This is a genomic window from Shewanella sp. AC34-MNA-CIBAN-0136 (assembly GCF_040309945.1).
Lineage (GTDB): Bacteria > Pseudomonadota > Gammaproteobacteria > Enterobacterales > Shewanellaceae > Shewanella.
Genome location: NZ_JBEOPJ010000005.1, coordinates 61561 through 73909 on the forward strand (window position 1 = coordinate 61561; position 12349 = coordinate 73909).

Sequence of the window (12349 nt, forward strand, 5' to 3'; positions counted from 1 at the left end):
CCTTTACAGTTCAGTGTTTTTGGGGCATGATACGCCCGATTTTTTCATATTTGAAGGCTAATGGGATAACTAATTAATGGCGAAAGAAGACAACATTGAAATGCAGGGCACTATCCTTGAGACCTTGCCAAATACAATGTTCCGCGTAGAGCTTGAAAATGGACATGTGGTGATAGCCCACATCTCTGGCAAAATGCGCAAAAACTACATCCGTATTTTAACGGGTGACAAAGTCACTGTACAGTTGACTCCTTATGACCTATCAAAAGGTCGTATCGTCTTCCGCGCACGTTAATCGCTAGCCTCAACAATGTAAAAACCGACTGCCTGTCGGTTTTTTTGTTGTTATACCAAACTGCATAAATAAAGTGTATTCAACGTAAAGCAACACGCATCAAACAAGACGAATGTTCAACGTAATGGGTATCCCTTTATCAGAGCATTCAACCAGGCATCGCGATGGTTGTAATCCGTTTTGCAGAAGCACCTCATACGATCCACTACTATGTTTATTGATTTAAAAAGGGAATACCCATTTTGCTATCAATACCCATTGAATTGAACAGTAAGAAATGCTTTGAGTTGAAGGCTTATTTATAAGTAACGGTATTGGGCGCAATTAACATACATAAAAAAAGATGACCCATGGGTCATCTTTTTTAATGGCATATTTTCAAGTATATGGATTGATTCCTACGAGACTTTTTCTAACGACTCGCAATCGATATTGATCTCACCTTCTTTAACATCAATATGCGCAATACCACCCCTTTCAAGCACACCAAACAGAATCTCATCTGCTAACGGACGTTTAATCAATTCAGTGACGACACGTGACATTGGGCGTGCGCCCATCGACTTGTCATAACCTTTCTCTGCAAGCAAGGTTCGCGCTTCATCACTAACATCTAGCGTGACACGCTTATCATCTAGCTGTGCCTGAAGCTCAACTAAGAACTTATCAACCACTTTGGCGATAACGGTCATATCCAAATGATTAAACCATACAATTGAATCTAAGCGATTACGGAACTCAGGTGAAAAGACTTTATTGATTTCAGCTAAGGCATCTTGAGTGTGATCTTGCTGTCTAAAACCAATCGATTTACGAATAGTTTCTTGTACGCCAGCGTTGGTGGTCATCACTAAGGTGACATTTCTGAAATCTGCTTTGCGACCATTGTTGTCGGTCAAAGTACCGTGATCCATCACTTGCAGTAACAAGTTGAATACATCAGGATGCGCCTTTTCAATTTCATCAAGTAGCACCACACAATGCGGATTTTTAATCACTGCATCGGTTAACATACCACCTTGGTCATAACCCACATAACCTGGAGGCGCCCCGATTAAACGTGACACGGTATGACGTTCCATGTACTCAGACATATCAAAGCGAATCAGTTTAAGGTTAAGACAATTAGCTAATTGATTAGTGACTTCTGTTTTACCTACCCCAGTCGGGCCTGCAAACATAAAGCTGCCTACTGGCTTTTTCTCAGAACCTAAACCGCTGCGCGATAAGCGTATAGCAGCACTAAGGCTCTCAATCGCTTTGTCTTGACCAAATACTACCATCTTAAGGTTACGTTCAAGGTTACGTAACATATCCTTGTCAGTCGACGATACCGACTTCTCAGGAATACGCGCCAACTTAGCAATAATGGCCTCTATTTCCGCTTGACCAATGGTCTTCTTACGTTTGCTTTGCGGCATCATCACCATGCGCGCACCAGCTTCGTCAATCACATCAATCGCTTTATCAGGTAAATGACGATCGTTTATGTGTTTGGCCGATAAAATAGCCGCACTGCTGATGGCAGCTTGGGTATAACGCACCCCATGGTATTCTTCGTACTTAGATTTAAGTCCCATCAAAATTTTGGTGGTTTCGGCAACTGAAGGCTCATTAATATCAATCTTTTGGAAGCGACGCGCTAAAGCACGGTCTTTCTCGAAAATGCTTTGATATTCTTGGAATGTGGTTGAGCCCATGCAACGTAACTTACCACTCGATAATAATGGTTTAAGTAAGTTAGATGCATCCATCACACCGCCAGAAGCGGCACCAGCACCAATAATGGTATGAATTTCATCAATAAACAAAATGGCATGCTCATCAGCAGCGAGTTCTTTTAATAAGCTTTTAAAACGCTTTTCAAAATCACCACGGTATTTAGTGCCCGCTAATAATGAGCCTAAATCTAACGAATACACCGTTGCATTGGCCATAACATCAGGCACTTGCTTATTGACAATACGATAAGCTAAACCTTCAGCAATAGCCGTTTTCCCCACCCCAGCTTCACCCACTAGTAATGGGTTATTCTTACGGCGACGACACAATGTTTGAATAGCACGTTCAATTTCAGCATCACGACCAATTAATGGATCGATACTGCCGTCTTGGGCTAATTGATTTAAATTAGCAGCAAACTGCGCCAACATGCTGCGATCTTCTGGATTTTCAGATTGTTCGTCAATGCGTTCTTGATCTTGTGGTTCGCCAGAATCATCTTCTTTTGACATGCCATGAGAAATAAAATTAACCACATCTAAACGGGTAATATCACAACGACGCAGTAAATACACTGCTTGCGATTCTTGTTCACTAAAAATAGCGACGAGTACATTGGCACCAGAAACTTCGTTACGACCAGACGATTGCACATGGAATACAGCTCGTTGCAAAACACGTTGAAATCCCAAAGTGGGTTGGGTTTCACGTTCTTCAGTTGATTCTGCAATAATGGGCGTGGTTTGTTGAATGAAATTAGCCACTTCTTCTCGTAAACGATTAACATCCGCCCCACAAGCAATTAATGCTTCGTAGGCAGAAGGATTATCAATCAGCGCTAATAATAAATGTTCTACCGTCATGTATTCATGACGTGAATCTCTAGCTTGCTGAAACGCTAGGTTCAAGGTGACTTCCAGGTCTTTGTTCAGCATAAGCACCCCCTAAATTTAACCACAGACTGTGAGATATCGATTTTATACTTTCTCTAACGTACACAGTAACGGATGTTGGTTTTCTCTTGCAAACTGATTTACTTGAAAAACTTTTGTTTCTGCAATCCCAAATGGAAATACACCACACAATCCTTTGCCTTGGTTATGAATCGCTAACATAATATCTACAGCTTGCTGTTCATTTTTCTCAAAAAAACGTTGTAATACTTCTACCACAAAGTCCATCGGGGTGTAATCATCATTGTTTAGCACCACTTTATACATATGGGGTGGTTGTAGTTCAGATTCAACCTTTCCTTCAATATGTTCTACATTGCCTAATTTAGCCATTGTTTAATTCTAGCCTCTCGTTTGGTTCCCGACCACTTGATATCGTTAAATTAATTAAATGTTGTTTTTTTGTTAATTACTGCTTGACATATTTTCGTACAAATTTCATTCTGTTTGTTAGGCGGCGAATACTAGACCGCTGGATAATAAGTTTTACTATCTTACTGGTAAGTAGACAACAGAAGGAAGTGGAAGTATGGCAAACGGAACTGTTAAATGGTTCAACAACGCCAAAGGATTCGGGTTTATTTGCCCTGATCAGGGTGGCGAAGATGTATTTGCGCACTATTCAACTATCGAAATGGAAGGTTATCGTACCTTAAAAGCAGGTCAACCTGTGTGCTTCGAAGTTGAAGAAGGCCCCAAAGGAATGCATGCTTCAGCCATCTCGCCAACAATCTAATTGGTGAGACTATAAAACAAAAAGACAGGGATTTTAATCCCTGTCTTTTTTATTGCCTAAAAAAACATCAACTCAATCAATTTAATACACCTTCAACTGAAGATGTATTCATTAACAGAATAACTCACACCTAGTTAGGAGAGCTCTTGTGCACATTAACCAATTACAAACTGGTTTAATGTTGCACTAGGGCGCATTGCTTGCTCGGCTTTAGCTGCATCTAAACGGTAATAACCACCTAAATCAACTGCTGGGCCTTGTGCACCGTTCAATTCAGCAAGAATAACCGTTTCATTTGCAGCCAATGACTTAGCTAGAGGTGCAAAGTGTGCAGCAAGCTCTGCATCAGCCGTTTGCTCAGTTAATGCTTGTGCCCAATACATCGCTAGGTAAAAGTGACTACCGCGGTTATCAAGTTCACCTACACGACGTGATGGTGATTTATTGGTATCAAGGAATACACCAATTGCCACATCTAAGGTGTCTGCTAATACTTGTGCCTTAGGATTATTGGTCGTTTGGCTTAAATGCTCTAAAGACGCAGCAAGTGCTAAAAACTCACCTAATGAATCCCAACGTAAGTGACCTTCTTTTTCGACTTGTTGCACGTGCTTAGGCGCTGAACCACCGGCACCTGTTTCAAATAAGCCACCGCCATTCATTAACGGCACGATAGACAACATTTTAGCACTGGTACCCAGTTCAAGAATTGGGAATAAATCGGTTAAGTAGTCACGTAACACGTTACCCGTTACCGAAATAGTGTCTTCACCTTTGATGATGCGCTCTAGCGTAAAGCGAGTTGCATCCTCTGGCGTCATTATTTGAATGTCTAAACCAGCAGTATCTTGCTCAGCTAGATATTGAGCCACTTTCTTAATTAACTCAGCATCGTGAGCACGGTTACTGTCTAACCAAAATACCGCTGGTGTATTACTTAAACGTGCACGCTTGACGGCTAGTTTTACCCAGTCGCGAATTGGCGCATCTTTCACTTGGCACATGCGATAAATGTCGCCAGCTTCAACGTCATGGCTCATTAACACATCACCGGCTTGGTTAATCACATTAACCGTACCAGTAGCTTTAATTTCAAAGGTTTTATCGTGGCTGCCGTATTCTTCTGCTTTTTGAGCCATTAAGCCCACGTTAGGTACGCTGCCCATAGTTGTTGGATCAAATGCACCGTGCTTTTTACAGAACGAAATCGTTTCTTGATAAACACCAGCGTAACAACGATCTGGGATCATTGCTTTGGTGTCTTGTAACTGGCCATCAGGACCCCACATTTTCCCCGAAGAACGGATAGCTGCAGGCATTGATGCATCAATAATGATGTCACTAGGTACGTGTAAGTTAGTGATACCTTTATCAGAATCAACCATCGCAAGTGCTGGACGAGCAGCATAAACAGCAGCAATATCTGCTTCAATTTCGTTACGTTTAGCTTCTGGTAACGTGCTAATTTTGGCATAAACATCACCAAAACCATTGTTTACATCAACGCCTAGCTCAGCAAATAATTTACCGTGCTTATCGAACACATCTTTAAAGAACACTTTAACGGCAAGACCAAATAATATTGGGTCAGACACTTTCATCATGGTCGCTTTAAGGTGTAAAGATAGTAAAACATCTTCAGATTTTGCCGCTTCGATTTCACGAGCATAAAAATCCACTAACGCTTTTTTGCTCATCACTGATGAGTCAATAATTTCGTCCGCTAATAACGCTAAGCCGCTTTTCAATACAACGTCTTTGCCGTCTTGTTGAGTCAACACGATATTGACTTTATCAGCTGCCGCTAGAGTGACAGACTGCTCACTGCCATAGAAGTCGCCTTCGTTCATATGAGCAACGTGAGACTTAGAGTCGCTGGCCCATTTACCCATTGAATGTGGGTTTTTCTTGGCGTAGTTTTTCACTGACGTTGGTGCACGACGATCTGAGTTACCTTCACGTAATACTGGGTTTACCGCGCTACCTTTAATTTTATCATAACGCGATTGAGCTTCAACTTCTGCGTCATTTTTAGGCTCATCAGGATAGTTAGGAATGTCATAACCTTTTGCTTGAAGTTCAGCAATACAGGCTTTTAACTGCGGAATTGATGCACTAACGTTAGGTAATTTAATGATGTTAGCTTCTGGCTTATTAGCCAATTCGCCTAATTCGGTTAGCGCATCAGCAATTTTTTGCTCTGCGGTTAACTTTTCAGGGAAGTTAGCAATAACACGACCTGACAAAGAGATATCGCGCGTTTCAACTTTTACGCCAGCAGCGTTAGTGAAAGTGCGGATAATCGGTAATAAAGACAGCGTGGCAAGTGCCGGTGCTTCGTCGGTTTCTGTGTATATGATCGTTGGAGTGTTATCTTTCATTTTGTTTCCTACATTATTGTAAATTTATAATTTATTAGAATAAATTGCGTAAGCATTTGACGGGCTTTGGTGGATAACACTCGCACAAGTTAACCGTGGTCAGCGACCATGGCACACTTTTTTATAAGCCAAGTATGTGAAATCCCATATCCCTTTATTATTATATTTTGTTCTCAAACCTCTGAGATTTAGCGGTTAAAGCCGATATCTCAGAATGATAAATTAGGTACAGATCACAATTTTTAGGCGGACATCATAGATCATTCTTAGTAATTTTCAAATTCCACTAAGGGCGAATACGCAGTAAACTACCATAAATAGAGTTATATTCGTTCACTTTTCACTCACTTGTATTAGCAAAGGATGTTAACCATACCTTTATGTCAAAAATCGGTAAATTCAGTCAATTTAAAAAAACATCTACTTACAGAACTGGCGCGTCTACAAAACCAGTTAATTCAGAGGCAACAAGTGCGACAGCCAATCGTGGCAGGGCAAAATCGCGACCGCCACAAAAACCACGGCCTGAAAATCCCGTCATCGTATTATTTAACAAGCCATTTGACGTGTTGTGCCAATTTACCGATGAAGCAGGCCGACAAACATTAAAAGACTTTATTCCAGTAGCCGATGTTTACGCAGCAGGACGTTTAGACCGTGATAGTGAAGGTTTGCTATTGCTTACCAACGACGGACAATTGCAGGCAAAGCTTACCCAGCCATCGCAAAAAACCTTTAAAACCTATTGGGTTCAAGTGGAAGGAGAACCATCAGATGAGGCAATCAATGCCTTATGTAATGGGGTTGAATTAAAAGACGGCATGACATTACCGGCTAAAGTTTGCGTAATGACATCTCCTGATATTTGGCCAAGAACCCCGCCGGTGCGAGAGCGAAAAGCCATTCCAACAACCTGGCTGGAGGTGCAAATTTGTGAAGGTCGAAATCGCCAAGTCAGAAGAATGACCGCACATGTAGGTCACCCAACCTTAAGATTAATCCGTTATAAAATAGGCCAATGGTGTCTAGATGATTTACCAAATGGTGAATACAAAGTGATCAGCACGGCAATGTAATCGCTGGCAGACGCTTTATACAAGAGGGAAATATGACTGAACGCTATAAACCTAATACTACTGTAGCTTGCGTGATCCACTGCCAAGGTAAATTTTTATTGGTTGAAGAATGCATCAACGGTGAGGTTAAATTTAACCAACCAGCGGGGCATTTAGAGGCCAATGAATCGATTATTGCAGCATGCGCTCGTGAAATTGTTGAAGAAACGGGACTTGAGCTGACACCACAAGCCTTAGTAGGGATCTATCAATTTCGGGCAGCTACAGATTTAGCCTTTGTTCGTTATACATTTTGTATTGAGCTGGCCGAGCAACAACACGCCACACCCGGTGATAATGCCATTACCGCTACCCATTGGCTTAATCTTGCAGACATCATCGCCCTTGGCAACCAACTTCGTAGCCCATTAGTGCTAAAAAGTATTGAAGATTTTTTACAACAAACGGATAAAAACCATTCCGCACTGCACACGCCGTTATCGTTGCTCAATGTCGATTATTTTTAATGGCTTGTATTAGGCTATTTGTATGTGCCTCAAGATAGCCCATTAAGCGAATGCGTGATAGAATACGCGCCGCACAAATGTCGTATTAATTGACCGTTTACCAATTAATCTCTTCGATATGTGCAACTATAATCTCTGCGATATTCGCAACTAATAGTATTCAAGTTAACGACTAGCAAAAATCTAGCACAATCGCCTTGAAACATCGGCATTGCGGCACAATATATACATTATCTTTCTTCAAGGTTTTTAGGATTTATGACATCACTCAGCCCTACTTCAAACGGAAAAAAAGTCATTGTCGGCATGTCCGGCGGTGTGGACTCTTCAGTATCAGCTTACTTGTTAATGCAGCAAGGCTACGAAGTTGAAGGTCTGTTTATGAAGAACTGGGAAGAAGACGATACTGATGAATATTGCGCTGCAGCAGATGATTTAAAAGATGCTCAAGCGGTTTGCGACAAGCTAGGTATAAAAATGCACACCGTCAATTTTGCTGCCGAATACTGGGATAACGTATTCGAATACTTCTTAGCAGAATACAAAGCAGGCCGCACGCCTAATCCCGATATCATGTGTAATAAAGAAATCAAATTTAAAGCATTTCTTGAATTTGCCGACGACATTTTAGATGCTGATTATATCGCCATGGGCCATTATGTTCGTCGTCGTGACAATAGCGATGGCAGCGTTGAAATGCTCCGTGGGGTTGATGGCAATAAAGATCAAAGTTACTTCTTATACACCTTAAGCCACGAACAAGTTGCCCGTAGCTTGTTCCCTGTCGGTGAACTTGAAAAACATCAAGTACGCGAAATAGCCCAAAAATTGGGACTCATTACTCACGACAAAAAAGACAGCACTGGCATATGCTTTATTGGTGAACGTAAATTTACTGACTTCTTAGCAACGTATTTACCAGCACAACCTGGTGATATCGAAACATCGGAAGGTGAAGTGATTGGTACACATCAAGGGTTGATGTATCACACACTTGGACAACGCAAAGGCCTTGGCATTGGTGGACTGAAAAACAGCAATGAAGACCCATGGTACGTGGTTGAAAAAGATTTAGTCCGTAACGTGCTTATTGTGGCGCAAGGCGGCAATCACCCTCGTTTAATGTCAACAGGTATGACTGTCAATCAGCTCCATTGGGTTGATCGTAAAGGTCCAGCCAATAACAGCACGATTACGGTAAAGACCCGTTATCGTCAACGTGATGTTGGATGTACCCTCACCTATGATGACGCAGACAATATTACCGTGATGTTTGATGAGGCGGTTGCCGCAGTGACCCCTGGGCAATCAGCCGTGTTTTATGATGGTGACATCTGTTTAGGTGGCGGCATAATCGATACTTTAATTCGAGGATAATCCGTGAGCCAAACTCCAGACAACATCTTGTTTGAACGCACTATGGCCTTCGCGGGTATTTTACAAGCGATTGGCCAAGTGCAGTATTTAGCACGCCACGGCGAAAGTGACAAAGACGCCTTAGCTGCTACGCTTAATACTATTTTAGTCACAGAGCCTGAATCGACAGTTGAGGTCTATCAAGATAAAGCCATTTTAGATAATGGCTACCAACTGATTCAAAATCAGCTCGGCGATGGCAGTAACAAAGATGTCGAAACCACTCGTTACTTAGTTGGCGTATTAGCGCTTGAACGTAAGCTTGCCCGCTCGCCCAATGGTTTGGGTATGCTGGCAGAGCGCATCAATCAAGTGCATCGCCAACTGGCACATTTTGCGATTACCGATGAACAAGTACTTGCCAATTTTGCCAGTATTTACAGTGATATCATCAGTGAATTAGGCCCTAAATTACAAATATCAGGTAATCCCGATTGCTTAAAACAGCCTCAGGTGCAAAACAAAATTCGTGCGTTACTGCTTGCTGCAATGCGCAGTGCGGTATTATGGCGCCAATTAGGTGGCAAACGCCGCCATTTAGTGTTTGCCCGTAAAGCCATATTTGATACAGCAAAACAAAGCCAAAATAACAATTAATCGAATCACCCTACAACAAAGTTCATCAAGGAGCTTCAAATGGATCTTTCCGCACTAACTGCTATCTCTCCGGTAGACGGTCGTTATGGTAGTAAAACCGCCTCATTACGAGGGATTTTCAGCGAGTTCGGTCTTACTAAGTACCGTGTTCAAGTTGAAATCAACTGGTTAAAGCTATTATCTAGCTGCCCAGAGATTGAAGAAGTTCCCCCTTTTAGCGAAACCGCCCTTGCCGTGCTAGACAGCATCAAGGACAACTTTAGCGAACAAGACGCCCTGCGCGTTAAAGCGATTGAAAGCACCACCAATCACGACGTTAAAGCGGTTGAGTACTTTATTAAAGAACAAATTGCCAATAATGCCGAGTTAGTCGCCATTGATGAATTTGTCCATTTTGCCTGTACCTCTGAAGACATTAACAACTTATCTCATGGCTTAATGTTAAAAGAAGCGCGTGAACAAGTGCTAGTGCCGCATTGTCAGCAGATTATTGATGCGATCAAAAAATTAGCGCATGACAATAAAAGCGTGCCGTTAATGTCACGCACCCACGGCCAGCCAGCATCGCCATCAACGTTAGGCAAAGAAATGGCTAACGTTGCGGTACGTTTAGATCGCCAATTAAACCAAATCAACGCTGTTGAAATTATGGGTAAAATTAACGGTGCAGTCGGTAACTACAACGCACACATCTCTGCATACCCAGAAGTAAACTGGCATGAGTTGTCACAGCGTTTTGTCACCAGCCTTGGCATTAATTGGAACGCGTATACCACTCAGATTGAGCCACATGATTACATTGCTGAATTGTTCGATGCCATTGCTCGCTTCAACACCATCCTAATCGATTTTGATCGTGATATTTGGGGTTATGTTGCACTAGGCCACTTTAAGCAGCGCACTATCGCAGGCGAAATTGGTTCATCAACGATGCCGCACAAAGTCAACCCAATTGATTTTGAAAACTCTGAAGGCAACTTAGGTATCGCTAACGCGCTAATGCAACATTTAGCCGCTAAATTACCCGTTTCAAGATGGCAACGTGACCTAACTGACTCAACCGTGTTACGTAACTTAGGCGTTGGTATGGCTCACTCGTTAATTGCATATCAAGCAACCTTGAAAGGCATTAGCAAGTTAGAAGTGAATGAAGCACAACTTTTAGCTGAATTAGACAAAAACTGGGAAGTATTGGCAGAGCCAGTACAAACCGTAATGCGTCGTTACGGTATTGAAAAACCGTATGAGAAGTTAAAAGAACTGACGCGTGGCAAACGTATTGATGCTGCACAACTTGCAGTATTCATCGATGGTCTTGAATTACCAGAACACGTAAAAATTGAATTGAAAAAGATGACCCCAGCAAACTACATTGGCCGCGCAGAAGCCTTTGTTGATGAGCTAAAATAGTCTTATAAGCTTATACATAACATTAGCGGTCGCATATGTGGCCGCTTTTTTATTGTATTACCACTCGTTAATTATCTCGACCTGAGGTCAATGATGTACACATTAAATATTGATACCCAAGCCTTTATTAAACAGCATTGGCAGCAAAAACCACTTGTTATCAAACAGGCTTTTATCGACTTTGAAGATCCTATCGCAGCAGATGAACTTGCCGGCCTAGCCTGTGAAGAAGAAATATCATCACGCGTTGTGGTCACAAAAGGTGATGACTGGGACGTAGTCCAAGGTCCATTTGAAGACTATGACCAATTTGGTGAAGACAACTGGCAGCTATTAGTTCAAGCCGTCAACCATTGGTACCCTGACTCACAGGCTTTAGTCGAAGCATTTCGATTTTTACCAGACTGGCGCTTTGATGACCTAATGGCATCATTTGCCACGCCAGGTGGTGGTGTTGGGCCGCATATCGATAACTACGATGTGTTTATCATTCAAGGCGATGGCGAACGTCGTTGGAAAGTGGGCGACAAAGGTCAACATAAGCGTCGCGGCGATAACCCTAACTCACCGCTAGTTGACGACTTTGAACCGATTATCGATGTGGTATTGCAAAAAGGCGACGTGCTCTACATTCCACCAGGATACCCACATTGCGGCGAAACACTATCGCTCGCCTTGTCATATTCGATTGGTTTTAGAGCGCCTAGCCAACAAGAATTATTAACTGAACTCGCGGATAGTTTAATCGACAGCAACCAAGGCCAAAAACGTTTTAATTCTGTGGATGAGCCAGCAACACCAGGGATGATTAGCCAATCACACCAGCAGGGTATTATGGATTTATTGACCCAATTGGCTCAAGATCCAGCCAGCTATCAAACCATGCTAGGTAAGCTACTGAGTCAAAATCGTTTCGAACTTGATATCTGTGAAGGCGAAGAGCCATTAACGGCCGATGAGTTATTGGAAGCGATTGAGCAAGGCGCGATAATTCAACGCATTGGTGGTTTGAAAGTATTGCAGTTAGAAAATGATAATGAGCAGCGTTTGTTTATTAATGGTGAAGTGTACACCTTTACTAATGTTACAAATGACATGTTACAACTATTGGCTAACCAGGTAAGGATCACGCCTGAAGAGGCTGGTTTATTCACAGCCAACCCAGCGGCAATGGATGTTCTAACCGAATTACTCAATCAAGGGTTATTCTATTTAGCCGAAGACGATTGCGAGTAATCATTAGCATATAAGTCACTG

General features: G+C 42.2%; 11 protein-coding genes. 8 read left to right on the forward strand and 3 right to left on the reverse strand.

Annotation, left to right across the window (positions count from 1 at the left end):
* Positions 1-76: 76 nt before the first annotated feature.
* Positions 77-295, forward strand: a complete 219-nt coding sequence (infA, locus tag AAEY94_RS06355; RefSeq protein ID WP_011496276.1) for a translation initiation factor IF-1 — start codon at positions 77-79, stop codon at positions 293-295.
* A gap of 398 nt (positions 296-693) precedes the next feature.
* On the opposite strand, the gene clpA is transcribed toward infA, so the two are convergent.
* On the reverse strand, positions 694-2952 hold the full coding sequence (clpA, locus tag AAEY94_RS06360) for an ATP-dependent Clp protease ATP-binding subunit ClpA (protein ID WP_101086960.1): 2259 nt from the start codon (positions 2950-2952) through the stop codon (positions 694-696).
* Positions 2953-2994: 42 nt separating this feature from the next.
* Positions 2995-3303: an ATP-dependent Clp protease adapter ClpS gene (clpS, locus tag AAEY94_RS06365; RefSeq protein WP_101086959.1), complete on the reverse strand. Its 309-nt coding sequence runs from the start codon at positions 3301-3303 to the stop codon at positions 2995-2997.
* 196 nt (positions 3304-3499) lie between these two features.
* On the opposite strand from clpS, the gene cspD reads away from it, so the two are divergent.
* A complete protein-coding gene (gene cspD / locus AAEY94_RS06370) occupies positions 3500-3706 on the forward strand; it encodes a cold shock domain-containing protein CspD (protein WP_011637711.1) in 207 nt (68 codons plus the stop codon).
* Positions 3707-3861: 155 nt separating this feature from the next.
* Here the strand turns inward: cspD and AAEY94_RS06375 are convergent, their stop codons facing one another.
* The gene (locus tag AAEY94_RS06375) at positions 3862-6087 is read right to left on the reverse strand and encodes an NADP-dependent isocitrate dehydrogenase (RefSeq protein WP_350978053.1); all 2226 of its coding nucleotides are present in this window, start codon (positions 6085-6087) and stop codon (positions 3862-3864) included.
* Between the two features lie 380 nt (positions 6088-6467).
* Here AAEY94_RS06375 and AAEY94_RS06380 point away from each other — a divergent pair, with 380 nt between their 5' ends.
* From AAEY94_RS06380 to AAEY94_RS06405, 6 genes are all read left to right on the forward strand, one after another.
* Positions 6468-7163 carry a pseudouridine synthase gene (locus AAEY94_RS06380; RefSeq protein ID WP_101086957.1) on the forward strand — a complete coding sequence of 232 codons (696 nt, stop codon included), beginning with the start codon at positions 6468-6470 and terminating at the stop codon, positions 7161-7163.
* A 32-nt stretch (positions 7164-7195) separates the two neighbouring features.
* Complete coding sequence (locus AAEY94_RS06385) at positions 7196-7669, forward strand: NUDIX hydrolase (protein ID WP_350978055.1); 474 nt, start codon at positions 7196-7198, stop codon at positions 7667-7669.
* A 258-nt stretch (positions 7670-7927) separates the two neighbouring features.
* Complete coding sequence (gene mnmA / locus AAEY94_RS06390; RefSeq protein ID WP_101086955.1) at positions 7928-9046, forward strand: tRNA 2-thiouridine(34) synthase MnmA; 1119 nt, start codon at positions 7928-7930, stop codon at positions 9044-9046.
* Positions 9047-9049: 3 nt separating this feature from the next.
* Entirely contained in the window at positions 9050-9682 is a 633-nt protein-coding gene (hflD, locus tag AAEY94_RS06395) for a high frequency lysogenization protein HflD (protein WP_281047853.1), read from the forward strand.
* Between the two features lie 39 nt (positions 9683-9721).
* Positions 9722-11092 (forward strand): adenylosuccinate lyase, encoded by a 1371-nt coding sequence (purB, locus tag AAEY94_RS06400; protein ID WP_101086954.1) that lies wholly within the window; start codon positions 9722-9724, stop codon positions 11090-11092.
* A gap of 93 nt (positions 11093-11185) precedes the next feature.
* A complete protein-coding gene (locus AAEY94_RS06405) occupies positions 11186-12328 on the forward strand; it encodes a ribosomal protein uL16 3-hydroxylase (RefSeq protein WP_162024353.1) in 1143 nt (380 codons plus the stop codon).
* Positions 12329-12349 lie beyond the last annotated feature (21 nt).

What these genes read in the sequence shown, in the direction of transcription:
- AAEY94_RS06380 (WP_101086957.1), top strand. Translation starts at nt 6,468, where the DNA reads ATGTCAAAAATCGGTAAATTCAGTCAATTTAAAAAAACATCTACTTAC.
- cspD (WP_011637711.1), top strand. Translation starts at nt 3,500, where the DNA reads ATGGCAAACGGAACTGTTAAATGGTTCAACAACGCCAAAGGATTCGGG.
- clpA (WP_101086960.1), bottom strand. Translation starts at nt 2,952, where the DNA reads ATGCTGAACAAAGACCTGGAAGTCACCTTGAACCTAGCGTTTCAGCAA.
- AAEY94_RS06385 (WP_350978055.1), top strand. Translation starts at nt 7,196, where the DNA reads ATGACTGAACGCTATAAACCTAATACTACTGTAGCTTGCGTGATCCAC.
- AAEY94_RS06375 (WP_350978053.1), bottom strand. Translation starts at nt 6,087, where the DNA reads ATGAAAGATAACACTCCAACGATCATATACACAGAAACCGACGAAGCA.
- AAEY94_RS06405 (WP_162024353.1), top strand. Translation starts at nt 11,186, where the DNA reads ATGTACACATTAAATATTGATACCCAAGCCTTTATTAAACAGCATTGG.
- infA (WP_011496276.1), top strand. Translation starts at nt 77, where the DNA reads ATGGCGAAAGAAGACAACATTGAAATGCAGGGCACTATCCTTGAGACC.
- purB (WP_101086954.1), top strand. Translation starts at nt 9,722, where the DNA reads ATGGATCTTTCCGCACTAACTGCTATCTCTCCGGTAGACGGTCGTTAT.
- clpS (WP_101086959.1), bottom strand. Translation starts at nt 3,303, where the DNA reads ATGGCTAAATTAGGCAATGTAGAACATATTGAAGGAAAGGTTGAATCT.
- mnmA (WP_101086955.1), top strand. Translation starts at nt 7,928, where the DNA reads ATGACATCACTCAGCCCTACTTCAAACGGAAAAAAAGTCATTGTCGGC.